The organism is Lysinibacillus parviboronicapiens (genome assembly GCF_003049575.1).
GTDB classification, from domain to species: Bacteria; Bacillota; Bacilli; order Bacillales_A; family Planococcaceae; genus Lysinibacillus; species Lysinibacillus parviboronicapiens.
This window is the reverse complement of record NZ_PYWI01000001.1, coordinates 226,559-245,473: the sequence shown is the minus strand read 5'-3', so window position 1 is coordinate 245,473 and position 18,915 is coordinate 226,559. Positions and strand designations below refer to the sequence as shown.

The 18,915-nt window shown below is 39.6% G+C and carries 19 protein-coding genes; all 19 read left to right on the top strand.

Annotated features, from left to right (window positions below):
* Nucleotide 1 precedes the first annotated feature (1 nt).
* The 19 genes from ffh to hslU all read left to right on the top strand — a co-directional run bounded on the left by ffh (nucleotide 2) and on the right by hslU (nucleotide 18,850).
* Nucleotides 2-1,360 carry a signal recognition particle protein gene (gene ffh / locus C9J35_RS01215; RefSeq protein ID WP_107923095.1) on the top strand — a complete coding sequence of 453 codons (1,359 nt, stop codon included), beginning with the start codon at nucleotides 2-4 and terminating at the stop codon, nucleotides 1,358-1,360.
* A 94-nt stretch (nucleotides 1,361-1,454) separates the two neighbouring features.
* Complete coding sequence (rpsP, locus tag C9J35_RS01210; RefSeq protein WP_010858419.1) at nucleotides 1,455-1,727, top strand: 30S ribosomal protein S16; 273 nt, start codon at nucleotides 1,455-1,457, stop codon at nucleotides 1,725-1,727.
* Nucleotides 1,728-1,742: 15 nt separating this feature from the next.
* On the top strand, nucleotides 1,743-1,976 hold the full coding sequence (locus tag C9J35_RS01205; RefSeq protein WP_004269410.1) for a KH domain-containing protein: 234 nt from the start codon (nucleotides 1,743-1,745) through the stop codon (nucleotides 1,974-1,976).
* Between the two features lie 254 nt (nucleotides 1,977-2,230).
* Entirely contained in the window at nucleotides 2,231-2,746 is a 516-nt protein-coding gene (gene rimM, locus C9J35_RS01200; RefSeq protein WP_107923094.1) for a ribosome maturation factor RimM, read from the top strand.
* A complete protein-coding gene (gene trmD, locus C9J35_RS01195; protein WP_107923296.1) occupies nucleotides 2,746-3,474 on the top strand; it encodes a tRNA (guanosine(37)-N1)-methyltransferase TrmD in 729 nt (242 codons plus the stop codon). The genes rimM and trmD overlap by 1 nt, the downstream gene beginning before the upstream one ends.
* 126 nt (nucleotides 3,475-3,600) lie before the next feature.
* Nucleotides 3,601-3,945, top strand: coding sequence for a 50S ribosomal protein L19 (rplS, locus tag C9J35_RS01190; RefSeq protein ID WP_010858422.1), 345 nt, complete (start codon nucleotides 3,601-3,603; stop codon nucleotides 3,943-3,945).
* Between the two features lie 106 nt (nucleotides 3,946-4,051).
* A complete protein-coding gene (gene lepB / locus C9J35_RS01185) occupies nucleotides 4,052-4,615 on the top strand; it encodes a signal peptidase I (RefSeq protein ID WP_107923093.1) in 564 nt (187 codons plus the stop codon).
* A 204-nt stretch (nucleotides 4,616-4,819) separates the two neighbouring features.
* The gene (ylqF, locus tag C9J35_RS01180) at nucleotides 4,820-5,695 is read left to right on the top strand and encodes a ribosome biogenesis GTPase YlqF (protein WP_107923092.1); all 876 of its coding nucleotides are present in this window, start codon (nucleotides 4,820-4,822) and stop codon (nucleotides 5,693-5,695) included.
* A gap of 113 nt (nucleotides 5,696-5,808) precedes the next feature.
* Nucleotides 5,809-6,564 carry a ribonuclease HII gene (rnhB, locus tag C9J35_RS01175; RefSeq protein WP_107923091.1) on the top strand — a complete coding sequence of 252 codons (756 nt, stop codon included), beginning with the start codon at nucleotides 5,809-5,811 and terminating at the stop codon, nucleotides 6,562-6,564.
* Nucleotides 6,565-6,579: 15 nt separating this feature from the next.
* On the top strand, nucleotides 6,580-8,481 hold the full coding sequence (locus C9J35_RS01170; protein ID WP_107923090.1) for a TP0910 N-terminal domain-containing protein: 1,902 nt from the start codon (nucleotides 6,580-6,582) through the stop codon (nucleotides 8,479-8,481).
* Complete coding sequence (locus C9J35_RS01165) at nucleotides 8,478-8,780, top strand: EscU/YscU/HrcU family type III secretion system export apparatus switch protein (RefSeq protein WP_054767128.1); 303 nt, start codon at nucleotides 8,478-8,480, stop codon at nucleotides 8,778-8,780. Before C9J35_RS01170 ends, C9J35_RS01165 begins: the two co-directional genes overlap by 4 nt.
* Before the next feature lie 159 nt (nucleotides 8,781-8,939).
* The gene (sucC, locus tag C9J35_RS01160) at nucleotides 8,940-10,100 is read left to right on the top strand and encodes an ADP-forming succinate--CoA ligase subunit beta (RefSeq protein ID WP_107923089.1); all 1,161 of its coding nucleotides are present in this window, start codon (nucleotides 8,940-8,942) and stop codon (nucleotides 10,098-10,100) included.
* Nucleotides 10,101-10,117: 17 nt separating this feature from the next.
* Complete coding sequence (sucD, locus tag C9J35_RS01155; RefSeq protein WP_107923088.1) at nucleotides 10,118-11,020, top strand: succinate--CoA ligase subunit alpha; 903 nt, start codon at nucleotides 10,118-10,120, stop codon at nucleotides 11,018-11,020.
* A 278-nt stretch (nucleotides 11,021-11,298) separates the two neighbouring features.
* Entirely contained in the window at nucleotides 11,299-12,195 is an 897-nt protein-coding gene (dprA, locus tag C9J35_RS01150; protein WP_054767129.1) for a DNA-processing protein DprA, read from the top strand.
* Nucleotides 12,196-12,287: 92 nt separating this feature from the next.
* Entirely contained in the window at nucleotides 12,288-14,366 is a 2,079-nt protein-coding gene (gene topA, locus C9J35_RS01145) for a type I DNA topoisomerase (protein WP_107923087.1), read from the top strand.
* A 19-nt stretch (nucleotides 14,367-14,385) separates the two neighbouring features.
* A complete protein-coding gene (gene trmFO, locus C9J35_RS01140; RefSeq protein ID WP_107923086.1) occupies nucleotides 14,386-15,699 on the top strand; it encodes an FADH(2)-oxidizing methylenetetrahydrofolate--tRNA-(uracil(54)-C(5))-methyltransferase TrmFO in 1,314 nt (437 codons plus the stop codon).
* A 283-nt stretch (nucleotides 15,700-15,982) separates the two neighbouring features.
* A complete protein-coding gene (gene xerC / locus C9J35_RS01135) occupies nucleotides 15,983-16,882 on the top strand; it encodes a tyrosine recombinase XerC (protein WP_107923295.1) in 900 nt (299 codons plus the stop codon).
* A 22-nt stretch (nucleotides 16,883-16,904) separates the two neighbouring features.
* Nucleotides 16,905-17,450, top strand: coding sequence for an ATP-dependent protease subunit HslV (gene hslV, locus C9J35_RS01130; RefSeq protein ID WP_010858434.1), 546 nt, complete (start codon nucleotides 16,905-16,907; stop codon nucleotides 17,448-17,450).
* Complete coding sequence (gene hslU, locus C9J35_RS01125) at nucleotides 17,450-18,850, top strand: ATP-dependent protease ATPase subunit HslU (RefSeq protein WP_107923085.1); 1,401 nt, start codon at nucleotides 17,450-17,452, stop codon at nucleotides 18,848-18,850. The genes hslV and hslU overlap by 1 nt, the downstream gene beginning before the upstream one ends.
* Nucleotides 18,851-18,915 lie beyond the last annotated feature (65 nt).

Genomic DNA, 18,915 nt, shown 5'->3' with positions numbered 1-18,915 from the left:
AGTGGCTTTTGAAGGATTAGCGGAACGACTCCAAGGGACGATCCAAAAGATTAAAGGTAAAGGAAAAGTATCGGAGCAAGACGTTAAAGAAATGATGCGTGAAGTCCGATTTGCTTTAATCGAGGCGGATGTTAACTTAAAAGTAGTAAAAGAATTTGTTAAAAAAGTAAGTGAACGTGCTGTCGGCGTGGATGTAATGCAAAGCTTAACTCCAGGTCAACAGGTAATCAAAATTGTTCAAGACGAATTAACACAACTAATGGGTGGCGAACAAAGCCCAATTAAATTTAATACCAAACCACCAACTGTTATTATGATGGTCGGCTTACAGGGTGCAGGTAAAACGACGACTTCTGGGAAATTAGCGAATGTTTTACGTAAAAAATACAATCGTAAACCATTATTAGTTGCGGCTGACGTTTATCGTCCTGCTGCGGTGCAACAATTACAAACATTAGGCAAGCAGTTATCGCTCCCTGTTTTTGCGCTAGGCACTGATGTATCTCCTGTAGAAATCGCGCGTCAAGCATTAGAACTGGCAAAAGAAGAGCATCATGATGTTGTTATTATTGATACAGCTGGTCGTTTGCATATCGACGAAGATTTAATGCAAGAACTAAAGGATATTCGTGCATTAAAAGAACCTGACGAAGTGTTCCTTGTTGTAGATGCTATGACTGGTCAAGATGCAGTAAATGTTGCGGAAAGCTTTAATGAGGCTGTGGGCATTACAGGCGTTGTCTTAACAAAGCTTGATGGTGATACTCGTGGTGGTGCGGCATTATCGATTCGTTCTGTGACACAGAAACCGATTAAATTCGTCGGTATGGGTGAGAAGATGGACGCGCTTGAGCCGTTCCATCCAGAGCGTATGGCATCTCGTATTTTAGGTATGGGTGACGTTTTATCGCTTATTGAAAAAGCGCAAGCAAACGTTGATGAAGCAAAAGCGAAAGAATTAGAGGAAAAGTTCAAAACACAAAGCTTCACATTAGACGATTTTGTCGAGCAATTGCAACAAGTGAAGAAAATGGGACCGCTTGATGAAATTTTAAAAATGTTACCAGGCGCGAACAAAATCAAAGGCTTAGATAATGTCAAAGTTGACGATAAGCAAATGGGGCATGTTGAGGCAATTATTTACTCGATGACGCCTGCTGAAAAAACGAACCCAGAAATCATTAACGGTAGTCGAAAAAAACGAATTGCTCAAGGGTCTGGTACGTCGATTCAGGAAGTCAATCGACTGTTGAAACAGTTCGATGAAATGAAAAAAATGATGAAACAAATGACGGGTATGGCAACAGGTAAAGGTAAGAAAAAAATGAAATTACCAGGCTTTGACTCATTATTTAAATAATATTTTTTAGGTGTTAAGAAAAAACACTTTACAAACATCGCAAACATTGATAATATACTATCTTGTGTGAAACTTATTCGGAGGTGCTATTAAAATGGCAGTTAAAATTCGCTTAAAACGTATGGGAGCTAAAAAATCTCCTTTCTATCGTATCGTAGTTGCAGATGCTCGTTCACCACGTGACGGTCGTCAAATCGAAACAGTTGGTACTTACAACCCACTAACTCAACCAGCTACTGTAAACATCGATGAAGAGAAAGCTCTTAAATGGTTAACTGACGGTGCAAAACCATCAGATACAGTACGTAACCTGTTCTCAGAACAAGGTATCATGGAGAAATTCCATAACCAAAAATTCAGTAAATAATCGGGGGAGACGTCTTTGAAGCAGCTGATTGAAGCAATCGTTTTACCGTTAGTCGATTATCCAGAAGAAGTCCGTATTGAGACGGACGAAAATGCAAATCGAATTGTTTATAAACTTTTTGTTCATCCAGAGGATCGAGGGAAAGTCATAGGCAAACAGGGGCGGGTTGCCAAAGCGATTCGTACAATTGTTTATTCAGCGGCAGGTAGTCACCATCAAAAGAAGACTTACGTCGATATATTGGATTGAATAGAAAAGATTTTCACACTCGTATACACGCGGGGGATAACAGCTTCGCAACCATGCGATATTATTCCAATGTCCGACTTCGTGTCGACCTCAAGCTTAGAGAAACCTGACGAACATGCATTCATGTGTTGAAAGGAATCAAAGTGACTTTGAGCGTGGAGTATGAAAATCTGAACAAAGGAGGAGGGAGCTTGCTGGTTCCTTCCTTTTTTATATAGTACGGATAGCAAAAAGATTGTATAGAGGTGAATTGCATGGAATGGTTTAATGTAGGCCGTATCGTCAATACGCACGGTATTCGCGGTGAGGTACGTATATTATCGACAACAGATTTTGAAGAGGAACGCTTTGCAGTAGGTAATAAACTTGCTGCGTTCAAAAAAGACGATAAAAAGCCAACGTGGGTAACAATTCAATCAGTACGCCGCCATAAAAATTTTATCTTGCTAACATTTGAAGGCATGAACAACATTAACTTGGTGGAGCCATTTAAAGAAGGTATGTTGAAAATTACAAAAGATCAAATGGCAGATGATTTATTAACAGAAAATGAATATTACTTCCACGAAATAATTGGCTGTGCAGTTGTATCTGAAGATGGTGAGACAATTGGAGAAATAAAAGATATTCTCCAAACTGGCGCGAATGATGTATGGGTTGTAAAAGCTGCTAAAAAAGAGCATTACATTCCATATATCGAAGACATCGTAAAAGAAATTGATGTGAAAGAAAAGAAGATTGTTATCCACGTGATGGAAGGCTTGCTATGATGAATATACAAGTGTTAAGCCTATTTCCAGATATGTTTACGGGTGTGTTTGGGGCATCGATTTTAAAAAAGGCACAGGAAAAAGGTGCTGTTCAGTTGGAAGTAACAGATATCCGTATGTTTTCGGGCAATAAGCATAATCAGGTGGACGATTATCCTTATGGTGGTGGCGCGGGGATGGTGTTAAAGCCAGAGCCAATGTTCAGCGCTGTAGAGGCCATTACAGCGGGGAAAAAGCCACGTATTATTTTGATGTGTCCGCAGGGAGAACGCTTTACACAAAAAAAAGCAGAAGAGCTAGCTCAAGAAGAAGAATTAGTTTTTTTATGTGGACATTATGAAGGCTATGATGAACGTATACGTCAATATCTTGTCACGGATGAAATTTCAATTGGCGATTTTGTGTTAACGGGTGGAGAATTAGGCGCCATGACGGTTATTGATAGCGTTGTACGTCTTTTACCCGGGGTTTTAGGACAAGAAGATTCACATATACAAGATTCTTTCTCAACGGGTCTACTTGAACATCCGCACTATACACGCCCAGCAGAGTTTCGTGGCATGAAGGTACCTGATATTTTACTGTCAGGCAATCATGCAAAAATTGATCAATGGCGTGAAGAACAGTCCTTAAAAAGAACTTTCGAGCGTCGCCCAGATTTACTCGAACATTATCCATTAACGGACAAGCAGAAGCTATATCTCGAAAAACTAAAAAATGAACAATAATGATGCTTGCTTGCATGAAGTATTTGTGATAACATCTATTTTGTACTTCTATGTGAAGTGCTGAATTACGGTGTTCCGCTGTGGCATAGATTGCGTGCAAGAGCATCTGTCTAAGGAGAGAAAACAATGTCAAACATTATTACAGAAATTACTAAAGCTCAGCTTCGTACTGACCTACCAACTTTCCGTCCTGGCGATACTGTTAAGGTACACGTGAAAGTAGTAGAGGGTACTCGTGAACGTATCCAAGTATACGAAGGTGTAGTTATCAAACGTCGTGGTGGCGGTATTAGCGAAACTTTCACAGTTCGTAAAATTTCTTACGGTGTAGGTGTTGAACGTACATTCCCTGTACACACACCAAAAATCGCTAACTTAGAAGTTGTACGTCGTGGTAAAGTACGTCGTGCTAAACTTTACTACCTACGTAACCTACGTGGTAAAGCTGCTCGTATTAAAGAAATTCGATAATTATGACTTAAAAGTGAGGGGCTTGTGTAGCAAGCCCCTTTTCTTTTTGCTTGTCAACTTAAATAGCTATCATCTAAAATGAGGGTAGACAAGGGGGCAATTCTCAATGGAAAAACAAGTGAAAGAAAAGAATGAATTATGGGAATGGACAAAGGCGCTTCTAATTGCATTTGCGATTGCAGCAGTTATTCGTTATTTTTTATTTACACCAATTGCAGTAGATGGTGAGTCCATGATGCCAACCCTTGAAGATGGCGACCGTATGATTGTTAACAAAATTGGATATAAAATTGGTGAACCTAAACGCTTTGATATCGTTGTATTTCATGCACCAGAACAAAAAAATTACATAAAGCGTGTAATTGGGTTACCAGGCGACACATTGGAATATAGAGATGATCAATTATATATTAATGGTGAAGCGATAGACGAGCCTTATTTAGATGCCTATAAAGCAGAAATAACAGAGGGTACGTTAACAGAAGATTTTACGTTAAAGGATATCGATGTTTCGCTTGATGTAATTCCAGAAGGCTATGTTTTTGTTATGGGGGATAATCGCCGCTATAGTAAGGATAGCCGTCATATTGGCATCGTTGAACAAAAAGAAATTATAGGTAATACGAGCCTTATTTTCTGGCCGTTTAGTGAGATTAAAATTGTAAAGTAAGTATTAAAGGGAGAGGCTAACACTCCCTTTTTCTTAACGTATAAAGAGGTATTAATTTGTTACCTACTTGTATTCGCGCCCGCACGTTCGAGAAGCCTTTGACTCCTCGGGGGAAAAAGCGGTCATGCTCTTGCTATGGGCTTTTCCATGCTAATTGCGTGCAAATGGGCAGGGATACATTTTTCTTATTTAGGAGGTATTGCAATGACCATACAATGGTTTCCAGGGCATATGGCAAAGGCCCGCCGCGAAGTAACAGAAAAATTAAAGCTAGTAGATATAATATTTGAATTAATCGATGCGCGTTTACCACTTTCCTCACGTAACCCAATGATTGATGAAGTAATTCATCAAAAATCACGTCTGCTTATATTAAATAAGTCAGATATGGCGGACGAACAAGAAACGCGAAAATGGGTAGAGTACTTTGCGCAACGGGGACACAAAGCAGTTGCCATTAACTCTCTTGAAGGTAAAGGTTTACAGCTTGTCACAAAAGCGGCTCAAGAAATTTTAAAAGAAAAGTTTGACCGCATGAAGGCGCGTGGTATGAAACCAAGAGCCATTCGTGCAATGATTGTTGGAATTCCAAACGTTGGGAAATCAACACTTATTAATCGATTAGCGAAAAAAAACCTTGCGAAGACGGGTAATACACCTGGTGTCACAAAATCTCAGCAATGGATAAAAGTCGGTAAGGAGCTGGAATTACTCGATACGCCCGGAATTTTATGGCCAAAATTTGAAGATCAAGAAGTAGGCTATAAGCTGGCGTTAACAGGTGCTATCAAAGATACCATTACAAATATGGAGGATTTGGCAGTCTACGGTCTACGCTTCCTAGCAGTTCATTATCCAACACGTATGGAAGAGCGATATGGTTTCCGTTTTATTCATGAAGATTTAGTCGAAACTTTCGATCATATTGGTAAACTTCGCCGTGTATTTAGCACGGGTGGGGAAATCGATTATGATCAAGTAGCACAACTTGTCGTGCGTGATATTCGTGGACTACAATTAGGGAAACTAACATTTGACTTTGTGGACGAACAGCTTGAAAAGGAAGCACAGCAGCAATAATACTGGCATAAAACTGTCATACTCACACAATAAATTGTGAGCATGGCAGTTTTTCTTTTAGGAATGGCACTTGTTGCCGATAAATGATATAGAGTGATAAAAGGGAGTAACGTATGAAAACCATTAAAGAAATTACGACAGCATTGAAAATGGCCGAGGACTGGCGCGAATGGATGGAAGAGATAGCAACCGATGAGCGAGCAGGTGTGCAAAAAGCTTGGCTCAGTTGGCAAAAGCGTCAGGACAAAAAACATCAGCTACTACTGGAACATCAAGCAAAAGTGGACTTCGATCAGAGTTATGGCGAGGTAGGGACTTTGATTGCAGGTGTGGATGAAGCAGGGCGTGGGCCGCTTGCGGGGCCGGTTGTAACAGCAGCAGTTATTTTGCCAAATGACTGCGAAGCACTTGTTGGTCTAAACGATTCAAAACAGTTATCGAAGGAGAAGCGCAATACCTTTGCAACGCTTGTGAAAAAGCATGCTATAAGTTATTTCGTTCATTTTCAGCCAGCTGATGAGATTGATGCACTAAATATTTATGAAGCAACAAAACAATCTATGAAGACGAGTGTGGAATCATTGCCGATAAAGCCTAGTTATGTACTTGTTGATGCGATGACATTACCAATAACGATACCACAAGAGGCCATTATTAAAGGAGACGCAAAAAGTCTGGCGATTGCAGCGGCCTCTATTTTAGCGAAAACTGCACGAGATGAGTATATGGAACAATTGGATAAAGAATTTCCTATGTATGGTTTTGCACAGCATGCGGGTTATGGCACGAAGCAACATTTAGAGGCACTTGAAACATACGGACCAACGATACATCATCGCAAGTCTTTTGAACCTATAAAATCAATGTAAGAAAGGAGTATCTATATGACAGCTACATCATTTAATTCAATACAAATGCAACAGACTGCTTTGACGTCTGCAACCCAGCCACTTGCATTAAAGCAAGGACAGGTATTTCACGGGACCGTTAAACAACTATTTCCTGATCAAATGGCTGAAATACAGGTTGGCAATCAAAAACTAATTGCCAAACTTGAGGTACCTCTCAAAGCTGGTGACGCTCATTTTTTTCAAGTGACAGGTGCAAATCCTCAAACTGAGCTAAAGGTTGTCACAGGTCCTATGGCACAAACAACCTCACCAACACAACAGTTGAATCAACTGCTAGAGTCGATGAATCTACCTAAAACAACGGAAATGCAGCAAGTGTTAGCACATTTTATGAAAGCACAAATACCAATTTCTAAGGAACAACTCCTACAAGCAGAAATGTGGTTAAAAGCATTGCCCGAAGGTATCTCTAAAGCAGATGCATTGCTAGCCCTGCAAAAAATGGTAGAACTTAAAATGCCCATGACAAATGACGTATTCCAAGCACTTGTCAGCGGACAAAAAACTGCTGGAATGTCTGCTACCATGGATGCCTTTGCCCAATTGTTAGCGAAGGATACAGTCATAGCAGCAAGTTTAAAGCAAAATTTAATGCAACAAGTACAAACGATAGCAAAGCCTTTTGATGTGGAAACGGGTAGTTTAATGCTTGCAAAATCGATTCAACTATTAACTAATGATGCCAGCTCAATAAGTGAGCGTTTACAAGCATTGAATATATTGAAGGATGCTAGTGTGCTTCCACAGCAAGCAACATTACAAAATTGGTCAACGCTTATAGCAAATAATACAAAACCTCTACAATCTAATGCAGGACATCAGGCAGGACAGATAATTCAAGCGATTTTAACAGCAAAGCCGGAAAATACCACACAGCTCATTGAACAACTAAAATCATGGACAGCAGGTCAAAACTTATTGACGAATGAGCAAAAACAACAACTAAACCAAATAATAGATAGATTTAGTCAATTGCCACCAAGTAAGCAAGCACTTGAAGTTTTTGCGAAGCAGATGCAGGAGCAGCTTATCAAGGCATTTGCCCAAAATACACCAGAACGCTTATTTACGCAAGATTCAAATGGTTTGTCAACAAAAGACCAATTATTGTCGCTATTCAGGCATGAATTAGCCAGACCTGTACAAAATGAAGCGTTGATGCGTAATCTCGTGAAGGTTGGGATTGAATCGCCTCAACCAATGATTCAACAAATGCTTACACAGGCAGATGCACATGTACAAAGCTCGATGGATAGTAAGGCAATGGAACATGCGCTTAAAACGGTTTTAAAAAGTCTAGGGATTAGCTATGAGGCCACACTTGCTAATAAGTCTGCTGATTTACAGACGATTGCTCATCAATTAAAGCCACAGCTCCATACATTGTTGCAGGAAGCGCAGATTACACCACAGCTGAAGGAAGCAGCAGAAATGTTAATGACACGTATGAATGGTATGCAGCTTGCATCAGGTGAAAGTGGTCATCAGCATCAGCTTATTATGCAAGTACCACTCGAATTTTTCGGCAAAAAAATGGATGCAACCTTACAATGGAATGGGCGCATGAAGGATGATGGTAAAATTGATGCCAATTTTGCACGAATCTTATTTTATTTACAAATGGAATCAATGAAAGAGACAGTTATTGATATGCAAGTTCAAAATCGTGTTGTGACAGTGACGGTATTTAATGAGAATTTTGATATCATTCCACTAGCAGAACCATTAAAAGCAGCGTTAAAAATCGGCTTGGCAGAAAAAGAATATCAACTATCTGGTGTTTTTATTAAGCAATTTGAAAAGGCTAAACCTGAAAAAATAAGCACTGTAGTAGAACAGCAAGAGGGACATAGTGGGGTGGATTACCGTATATGAGTGAGGAAAAAGTTACTCGAAAAGAAGCAATTGCCCTTACGTATAAGCAAGGAAAATTTGATAGTCCAATGGTAATCGCAAAAGGAAAAGGGAAGGTCGCCGAAAATATTTTAGCCCGTGCAAATGAGCATGATGTCCCGATTTATGAAGATCCAAACCTCGTACAATTGCTTGGACAGTTAGATTTAAATGAGTCGATTCCTGAAGAATTATATCAAGCGGTGGCCGAAGTTTTTGCATTTATTTATCGTTTAGATCAACAAAATGGACAAAATAATAGAAAAGATAAAGTATTCTGATTTTTAGAATTCTCTGTTTTAGTACACGAAGTAGAAGAAAATGTCATAATAAACAATAAAATTCGAACAAAAGACAAAGTGTAGACTTTATCAGAATCTTTAGTTAGAATAGATATGTTAGTAAAACAATTTTGCAAATGTTTGATGGGAGGATGTATTATGAATATCCATGAATATCAAGGGAAAGAGATTCTTAGAAAATATGGTGTAGCTGTACCAAACGGAAAAGTTGCTTTTTCCCCTGATGAAGCAGTGAAGGTAGCGAAAGAACTTGGCGCAAATGTCACGGTTGTCAAGGCGCAAATTCATGCGGGTGGACGCGGTAAAGCAGGTGGAGTTAAAATCGCTAAAAACCTTGATGAGGTGCGAACTTACGCAAAAGAATTATTAGGGAAAATTTTAGTAACACATCAAACAGGTCCTGAAGGAAAAGAAGTAAAACGCTTATACATTGAAGAGGGTTCAGATATTCAAAAAGAGTATTACTTAAGTTTAGTATTAGACCGCGCTACATCTCGTGTAACGGTGATGGGTTCTGAAGAGGGCGGCATGGATATTGAAGAAGTAGCGGAAACACACCCAGAAAAAATCTTCAAAGAAGTTGTTGATCCAGTAATCGGCTTAACTAGCTTCCAAGCACGTCGCATGGCGTTTAATATGAATATTCCAGCAAACCTAGTAGGGAAAGCTGTTAAATTAATGTTAGGCTTATACCAAGCATTTATCGACAAGGATGCATCTATTGTAGAAATTAATCCACTTGTTGTCACTGGACAAGGAGAAGTCGTAGCGTTAGATGCTAAATTTAACTTTGATGCAAATGCATTGTATCGCCATAAAGATATTGTCGAGTTACGCGATTTTGATGAAGAAGATGCAAAAGAAATCGAGGCTTCTAAATATGACCTTAGCTATATTTCACTAGATGGCAATATTGGCTGTATGGTAAATGGTGCAGGTCTTGCTATGGCGACAATGGATACAATAAGCTATTACGGCGGAAGTCCCGCTAACTTCCTTGATGTAGGGGGCGGTGCTACAGCTGAAAAAGTAACAGAAGCATTCAAAATTATCCTTTCTGATTCACATGTAAAAGGCATTTTTGTCAATATATTTGGTGGAATTATGAAATGTAACATTATCGCTGAAGGTGTCGTAACAGCAGCGAAAGAAATTGGTTTAGCTGTACCGTTAGTAGTTCGTTTAGAAGGTACGAATGTAGAACTTGGGAAAGAGATCTTAAACGCATCTGGTTTAAACATCGTAGCAGCGGATTCAATGGCTGACGGCGCACAAAAAATTGTGGAACTAGTAGCCTAAGGAAGGCAGGGAGAACAATGGCTGTATTTATTAATAAAGATACAAAGGTAATTGTACAAGGAATTACAGGCGAAACAGCGCTATTCCATACAAAGCAGATGCTTGACTACGGTACAAAAATCGTAGCAGGCGTAACACCTGGTAAAGGTGGTCTTGAAATCGAAGGTGTACCTGTATTTAATACAGTAACAGAAGCTGTAGCAGCAACTGGTGCAACAGCATCGGTTATTTATGTACCTGCGCCATTTGCAGCAGATGCGATTTTAGAAGCTGTGGATGCTGAGCTAGAACTAACAATTTGTATTACAGAGCATATTCCTGTCCTTGATATGGTAAAAGTTAAACGCTATATGGAAGGCAAAAAAACACGCTTAGTAGGTCCAAACTGCCCAGGTGTTATTACAGCTGATGAATGTAAGATCGGAATTATGCCAGGATATATTCATACTAAAGGCCATGTAGGGGTTGTTTCTCGTTCTGGAACATTAACATACGAGGCGGTTCACCAATTAACACAAGCAGGTATTGGTCAAACAACAGCTGTTGGGATTGGCGGAGATCCTGTTAATGGGACAAACTTTATTGATGCCCTAGAAGCATTCAACAATGACCCTGAGACATACGCGGTTGTCATGATTGGGGAAATTGGTGGTACAGCTGAGGAGGAAGCAGCCGAATGGATTCAAGCTAATATGACGAAACCTGTCGTTGGCTTTATCGGTGGACAAACAGCTCCTCCAGGAAAACGAATGGGCCATGCGGGTGCCATTATTTCAGGTGGTAAAGGAACAGCAGCTGAAAAAATTAAAGCTATGAATGCAGCAGGCATTGAAGTAGCAGAAACACCATCAGTGATTGGTGAAACACTTATTAAAGTAATAAAAGAAAAAGGGCTATACGAAAAGTGTAAAACCCATTAAAATGGAAGATGTAGCACATAGTGGCTACATCTTTTTCTCTGTCTAAGTATTTGCCCAGTTTGTTTAAGTTCGCTTCGATTGCCAAATTATAGTGGTGGAGCTTATACTTTTGCTTCGGTATTTCCATCGTTTGAGGCTTCTGTGATATCGGTGAGGTCAAGGATCGTTAGCGATTTTTACAAACCTTTATGCGGCGAAGGCAAATACGCTTTTCTATTTTTGTGGTGAAATGAAAAATGCGGTCATTTAATTTCTTCTATTAAAAAGGAGGTTTTTAAATGATTTATTCAGTAGACCTACAGAGATTGCTAGCTTTGCATTATATATATCCATTACCACTCCAAAAACTTCAACAGTTATTGTCCCCGGTGGATGTATTAAGCTATTTTGAAAAAGCGCACCCTAATGACATAGCGAAAGCATTACAAATTCCATTGTCAAAAGCGAAGCAAATTTCTCAAAGCTTTCAGCGCGTAATTAGCTTGTCGTTTGAAGAAGCCTATGCACAGGCTAATATTTTCCCCATACCCTTTCATCACCCTTATTACCCGGCGCAATTATTTGAAATACCAAGTCCACCTACTGTATTGTATGTGAAAGGTCAATATTCTCTGTTAACAAGTGATAAACAAGTAGCTATTATAGGCTCTCGAAAGGCTACAGCTTATACAAAGACAGCATTGGACTTAATTGTCCCGCCACTTGTTGAACACGAATACACGGTCGTGAGTGGGCTTGCACGCGGCGCAGATACAATGGCTCACGAGGCAACAATTACCATGGGTGGCAAAACTATTGCTGTGCTTGGACATGGTTTTCATCATGTATACCCAAAAGAAAATCAGACCCTTGCTGAAAGAATGGCTGAGAATCAGTTACTTGTCACAGAATATCCACCTTATATAAAACCGGAAAAATGGCACTTTCCCATGCGTAATCGCATAATTAGTGGGCTTTCACAAGCATTAGTAGTGACAGAGGCGGCACTGAAAAGTGGCACTCTTATTACAACTGAATGCGCATTAGAGCAAGGAAAAGATGTATTTGTTGTACCAGGACCGATTGATGCTGAGCAGTCAAAAGGGACAAATAAGTTAATTTTAGAAGGAGCTATTCCTGTGTGTAACGGCTATCAAATCGTTGAAGCACTAGCGCTCTTTTCTAGCAAAAATTGAAAAAAAGTTGCATTATCTTAAAATCTGTTATACATTTTGCAACAGGTAACATAAAAAAATTAGCATTAGACCTCGCTAAGGGGGAGACATAGATGGCGGATTATTTAGTGATTGTAGAATCACCAGCAAAAGCAAAAACAATTGAGCGTTATTTAGGAAAAAAATACAAAGTAAAAGCGTCGGTCGGGCATGTTCGTGACCTACCACGTAGCCAAATGGGCATTGATACTGAAAATAACTACGAACCAAAATATATTACAATTCGCGGTAAAGGACCTGTTTTACAGGAACTAAAGTCTGCGGCTAAAAAAGTAAAGAAAGTATATCTAGCAGCCGATCCAGACCGCGAGGGAGAAGCAATTGCCTGGCACCTTGCGACTGCGCTAAATATAGATATCCATTCGGATTGCCGTGTCGTTTTCAATGAAATTACAAAAGACGCAATTCTAGACTCGTTTAAAAATCCTCGTTCTATTAATATGGATTTAGTGGATGCACAGCAAGCACGACGAATGTTAGACCGACTTGTTGGTTATAACATTAGTCCGATTCTTTGGAAAAAAGTAAAAAAAGGTTTATCTGCAGGGCGTGTACAATCTGTAGCACTACGCATGATCATTGATCGTGAAAATGAAATTAAAAACTTTCAACCAGAAGAGTACTGGACAATTGAAGGCTCCTTTGAAAAGGGCAAGAAAACTTTTGACGCCCTATACTATGGGAATGGCAAAGACAAAATTAAATTAACAAATGAAGCGCAAGTGAAATCCATTTTAAAAAACGTCAAGGGTACAGCGTTTGAAGTTGTCAATGTAACGAAAAAAGAACGTAAAAGAAATGCAGCACCTGCTTTTACGACATCTTCTTTACAACAAGAGGCAGCTCGAAAGCTAAACTTCCGTGCGAAGAAAACGATGATGCTTGCACAACAATTGTATGAAGGTATTGATATCGGTAAAAAAGAAGGAACGGTCGGCTTGATTACGTATATGCGTACGGATTCAACACGTATTTCCGAAACTGCAAAAACAGAAGCCATTTCATATATCGAATCAAAGTATGGTAAAGAATTTATTGCGACAGAGATCAAACAGACAAAAAAAGCGTCAAATGCACAGGACGCCCATGAAGCAATTCGTCCAACAAGCACAATGCGAACACCAGATGAATTAAAAACAGTACTTAGCCGTGACCAATTACGTTTATATCGTTTAATTTGGGAGCGCTTTATCGCCAGTCAAATGGCACCAGCTGTACTAGATACAGTTGCAGTTGACTTGCAAAATGGTGATGTATTATTCCGTGCGAACGGCTCACAAGTGAAATTTGCCGGCTTTATGAAACTTTATATAGAAGGTACTGATGACCAAACGGAAGAAACTACAAAGCTTCTACCTGAAATGGAAATCGGTAATCAAGTGAAATCTCTTGAAATCGAGCCAAAGCAACATTTTACACAGCCACCACCACGTTATTCAGAGGCGCGTCTTGTGAAAACAATGGAAGAGATAGGTATAGGGCGCCCGTCCACATATGCACCGACCCTCGATACATTACAGCGCCGTGGCTATGTCGTGTTAGATGCAAAACGATTCATGCCAACAGAGCTGGGTGAAATCGTACACCAACTTGTCCTAGAATTTTTCCCAGATATCATAAATATTGAATTCACTGCGAAAATGGAACAAGATCTTGATGATGTTGAAGAAGGTAGCCGTCAATGGGTAGAAGTAATCGATGAGTTTTATAAAGACTTCGAGGTGCATGTGAAGCATGCAGATGCCGAAATGGAAAAAGTTGTGATTAAAGATGAACCTGCTGGTGAGGATTGTGAAAAATGCGGCTCACCAATGGTCTATAAATTAGGTCGATATGGCAAATTTATGGCGTGCTCAAATTTCCCGGATTGTCGTAATACAAAAGCAATCATGAAGCCAATCGGTGTAAAATGTCCATCTTGTGAAACGGGTGAGATTGTAGAACGTAAAAGTAAAACAAAACGATTATTCTATGGTTGCAATCAGTACCCTGAGTGCGAGTTTGTATCATGGGACAAGCCGATTAGTAGACCATGTCCAAAATGCAGTGCATTATTAGTAGAGAAAAAACTGAAAAAAGGTGTGCAAATTCAATGTACAAAATGTGACTACGAAGAAACACCTACTCAATGATAGAAAGATGGTAAGAACAATGACTGAACAAGTAGTAAATGTAATAGGCGCGGGTCTTGCGGGTAGTGAGGCAGCTTGGCAAATTGCTAAACGCGGTGTAAAAGTTAGACTTTATGAAATGCGTCCAGTAAAGCAAACACCAGCTCACCATACTGATAAATTTGCAGAGCTTGTATGCTCAAACTCATTACGTGCAAACACATTGACAAATGCTGTTGGTGTTATTAAAGAAGAAATGCGTTTGTTAGATTCGGTAATTCTAAAAGCGGCTGATGCATGCTCGGTACCAGCAGGTGGGGCACTTGCGGTAGACCGTCATGAATTTGCTGGCTATGTCACGGATGCGGTAAAAAATCATCCGCTTGTAGAAGTTATTCACGAAGAAGTGACTACTATTCCTGAAGGTATTACTGTTATTGCAACAGGTCCATTAACATCTAAGGCTTTAGCAGAACAAATCCAAGGTTTAACAGGGCTTGATTATCTGTATTTCTATGATGCTGCGGCACCAATTATCGAAAAAGATAGCATTGATATGGATAAGGTCTATTTGAAATCTCGTTATGATAAGGGCGAAGCGGCTTATTTAAACTGTCCTATGACAAAAGAGGAATTTGACCGTTTCCGTCAAGCATTAATCGATGCAGAAGTGGTGCCATTAAAAGAATTTGAAAAAGAAATTTACTTTGAAGGATGCATGCCTATCGAAGTTATGGCAGCACGTGGCGAAAAAACAATGCTTTTTGGCCCGATGAAGCCAGTAGGACTTGAAGATCCGAAAACAGGTAAACGTCCATATGCTGTCGTACAATTACGTCAAGATGACGCGGCGGGCACACTGTATAATATCGTAGGCTTCCAAACGCATTTAAAATGGGGGCCACAAAAAGAAGTACTACAACTAATTCCAGGTTTAGAAAATGTAGAAATTGTTCGTTATGGTGTGATGCACCGAAATACGTTCATTAACTCGCCGAAAGTATTGGAGAAAACGTATCAGTTACGCGAGCATAAAAACATTTTCTTTGCTGGTCAAATGACCGGTGTTGAAGGATACGTAGAGTCTGCTGGGAGTGGACTAATTGCTGGCATTAATGCAGCACGTTTAGCTTTAGGACAAGAACCGCTGATTTTCCCATTTGAAACTGCGATGGGAAGCATGGCGCGTTATATAACAGAAGCTCAGTCTAAAAATTTCCAACCAATGAACGTCAACTTTGGCATATTCCCGGAATTGCCACCAGGTCGTCGCTCAAAGCCTGAGCGTGCTGAAATGCATGCAACACGCGCTTTAGAGACAATTCGAAATTTTGTGAATTCGCAAACAATTTAATTGCTAAAAGCCTCTGAAAGTTGATATACTTTTAGAGGCTTTTTCTTTTTAGTAAACAAATGCTTATTTACACGCATTTTATTTGTTTATATTGAGATTTTCTCAAAATGTAACCTTTTTCACTTGCTATATTGCGAAGATAGGTATAGTGTCAATATGTATGTTTTTTGAAGATTACTAATTCGATTAGCAACAATGGGCGATGACAATGTTTTTCGCTTGTGAATTTGTTGATATTAGTAATGAGAAGGTTACGAATAATTCGTTGGTGGTGAATCTTTTTATGATAGTTTCGTCCCAAGAAGCACTTGAACAGTTCATGCTTTATATCCAAGTAGAAAAAAACTTCTCTGTTCATACGGTGCGAGAATATGAATCAGACCTCCTAGATTTTTTAACGTTTTTACAGGCAGAGGACGTTCATGATTTAGCGAGTGTTGAGTATATACATGCACGTCTTTATGTTACGAAGTTGTACGATGAAAAAAAAGCAAGATCATCTGTATCAAGAAAAATTTCTTCCATTCGCTCCTTTTTTCGCTTCCTAAATAGACAGCACGGACTGGATGATGGTGCATTTCGTTCACTTTATCATCCGAAAAAAGAATCGCGTTTGCCAAGCTTTTTCTACGAAGAAGAATTGATGCAGCTTTTTGATGCAAATGTAGGAGAAGATTTGAAATCGTTGCGAAATATGGCTATTTTAGAGTTGTTATATGCAACAGGCATTCGTGTGAGCGAGCTTACATCCATTATGATAGAAGATATAGATTTTCATTATTCAATCGTTCGGGTAATGGGTAAAGGACGAAAAGAACGCATTATTCCATTTGGCCAATTTGCAAGTGTAGCTTTGAGAGACTACATAGAGTTGGCTCGTCCGCGCTTGATGAAAAAAACAGTTCATCAGCAAGTGTTTGTCAACATGCGCGGTGGGGAACTTACACCACGAGGGGTACGTCATATTTTAAATGAAATGATTGACAAGGCCTCACTTCATACAAAAATATACCCACATATGCTTCGCCATACATTTGCTACACATTTACTGAATAATGGCGCAGATTTACGTACGGTACAAGAGTTGCTAGGGCACTCACATTTATCTTCTACACAAGTTTACACGCATGTAACAAATGAGCATCTTCGTCAAACATATATGAATGCTCATCCGCGGGCATAATAGAGGCTAAGGAGGAAGGCAAATGGGACAAATTCATGCGACAACGATATTTGCAGTTCATCATAATGGAGGGTGCGCTATGGCTGGCGACGGTCAAGTGACGCTTGGCAATGCAGTTGTGATGAAAGGTACTGCAAGGAAGGTCAGACGTCTGTTTAATGGGCAGGTGCTTGCAGGTTTTGCAGGCTCGGTAGCCGATGCTTTTACACTTTTTGAAATGTTTGAAGCCAAATTAAATGAATACAATGGTAATTTACAACGTGCAGCGGTAGAAGTTGCAAAGCAATGGCGTGGTGATAAAATGTTGCGTCAATTAGAGGCGATGTTACTTGTAATGGATAAAACTACGTTATTGCTTGTTTCGGGTACAGGAGAAGTCATTGAACCAGATGATGGTATTTTGGCGATTGGTTCAGGTGGCAACTATGCATTATCAGCAGGTCGTGCCCTTAAAAAATATGCAGGTGAAACAATGTCTGCCCGAGAGATTGCAGAGGCAGCATTAGAAACAGCAGCTGAAATATGTGTATTTACAAACCATAATATTATCGTGGAGGCGCTTAACTAATGACACAACACAATTTAACGCCAAGACAGATTTCTGAGCATTTGGATCGTTATATCGTTGGACAAAATGAAGCGAAACGAGCAGTAGCCATCGCACTGCGTAATCGTTATCGTCGTTCTCTGTTATCTGATGACATGAAGGCTGAAGTCATTCCGAAAAATATTTTGATGATTGGACCTACAGGTGTTGGTAAAACAGAAATTGCCAGAAGAATTGCCAAGTTAACAAATGCTCCGTTTATTAAAGTAGAAGCAACTAAATTTACTGAAGTGGGCTACGTTGGACGTGACGTGGAATCGATGGTACGTGATGTTGTGGAGGCTTCCCATCGTCTTGTAAAGGAAGAAATGATGGAGTCCGTACAAGAACAAGCTGAAGAACTAGCAAATGAGGCAATTGTTAAACTACTTGTTCCTTCCTTACGTAAAAAGCAAGCTATGCAAAACCCGTTTGAAATGTTATTTGGTGGCAAGGAGCAACAGTCACAAGAAGATACATCTTCGGAAGAAACTGAAGTGCGTTCAAAACGTGCGCAAATCGCTATTGATTTACGTAACGGTAAATTAGAAAATGAGTGGGTGACTGTTGAAGTAACAGAGCAAAATCCTTCTATTTTTGACGCATTACAGGGGACAGGAATGGATATGTCTGCAAATAGCGGTATGCAAGATATGCTATCCAGCTTAATGCCTAAAAAACAGAAGAAGCGCCGTTTACAAGTTAAGGATGCTCGACGTGTTTTAACAATTGAAGAAGCAAATAAGCTGATAGACGCAGACGAAGTAGCGCAAGAAGCTGTGTCTAGAGCAGAACAATCGGGCATTATTTTTATCGATGAAATTGATAAAATTGCAAGTAAAGAAAATAACTCTTCTGCGAGTGTTTCACGTGAAGGTGTACAGCGTGATATTCTGCCAATCGTAGAAGGTTCTACAGTGACGACGAAATATGGTGCTGTCAAAACTGACTATATGCTGTTCATCGCAGCTGGCGCTTTCCATATGTCTAAGCCTTCGGATTTAATTCCAGAATTACAAGGGCGATTCCCTATTCGTGTTGAGCTTGAAAAGTTAACGAAGCAAGACTTTGTGCGAATTTTGCAAGAACCAGATCAATCACTTATCTTGCAATATAAAGCATTATTAGAAACGGAAGGCGTAGAAATTAGCTTTGCGGATGATGCCATTAATCGTATAGCAGAAATCGCAACCGAGGTTAATCAAGAAACAGATAATATCGGAGCGCGTCGATTACACACTATTTTAGAACGATTGCTAGAAGAATTATCATTTGAAGCATCTGAGATTGCACCAGCGAATATTGCGATTACAGCAGCTTATGTGGATCAAAAATTGGCGGGCATTGTAAAAAACAAAGATTTGTCACAGTTTATATTGTAAGATAAGGCTGAATAGTATCATTCAGTTGTAAAAACCTTTAGAATATTAAGTAAATACTCTTCGGA

Coding starts and splice junctions, on each gene's coding strand:
- rpsP (WP_010858419.1), top strand. CDS start 1,455: ATGGCAGTTAAAATTCGCTTAAAACGTATGGGAGCTAAAAAATCTCCT.
- rimM (WP_107923094.1), top strand. CDS start 2,231: ATGGAATGGTTTAATGTAGGCCGTATCGTCAATACGCACGGTATTCGC.
- trmD (WP_107923296.1), top strand. CDS start 2,746: ATGAATATACAAGTGTTAAGCCTATTTCCAGATATGTTTACGGGTGTG.
- rplS (WP_010858422.1), top strand. CDS start 3,601: ATGTCAAACATTATTACAGAAATTACTAAAGCTCAGCTTCGTACTGAC.
- lepB (WP_107923093.1), top strand. CDS start 4,052: ATGGAAAAACAAGTGAAAGAAAAGAATGAATTATGGGAATGGACAAAG.
- ylqF (WP_107923092.1), top strand. CDS start 4,820: ATGACCATACAATGGTTTCCAGGGCATATGGCAAAGGCCCGCCGCGAA.
- rnhB (WP_107923091.1), top strand. CDS start 5,809: ATGAAAACCATTAAAGAAATTACGACAGCATTGAAAATGGCCGAGGAC.
- C9J35_RS01170 (WP_107923090.1), top strand. CDS start 6,580: ATGACAGCTACATCATTTAATTCAATACAAATGCAACAGACTGCTTTG.
- C9J35_RS01165 (WP_054767128.1), top strand. CDS start 8,478: ATGAGTGAGGAAAAAGTTACTCGAAAAGAAGCAATTGCCCTTACGTAT.
- sucC (WP_107923089.1), top strand. CDS start 8,940: ATGAATATCCATGAATATCAAGGGAAAGAGATTCTTAGAAAATATGGT.
- sucD (WP_107923088.1), top strand. CDS start 10,118: ATGGCTGTATTTATTAATAAAGATACAAAGGTAATTGTACAAGGAATT.
- dprA (WP_054767129.1), top strand. CDS start 11,299: ATGATTTATTCAGTAGACCTACAGAGATTGCTAGCTTTGCATTATATA.
- topA (WP_107923087.1), top strand. CDS start 12,288: ATGGCGGATTATTTAGTGATTGTAGAATCACCAGCAAAAGCAAAAACA.
- trmFO (WP_107923086.1), top strand. CDS start 14,386: ATGACTGAACAAGTAGTAAATGTAATAGGCGCGGGTCTTGCGGGTAGT.
- xerC (WP_107923295.1), top strand. CDS start 15,983: ATGATAGTTTCGTCCCAAGAAGCACTTGAACAGTTCATGCTTTATATC.
- hslV (WP_010858434.1), top strand. CDS start 16,905: ATGGGACAAATTCATGCGACAACGATATTTGCAGTTCATCATAATGGA.
- hslU (WP_107923085.1), top strand. CDS start 17,450: ATGACACAACACAATTTAACGCCAAGACAGATTTCTGAGCATTTGGAT.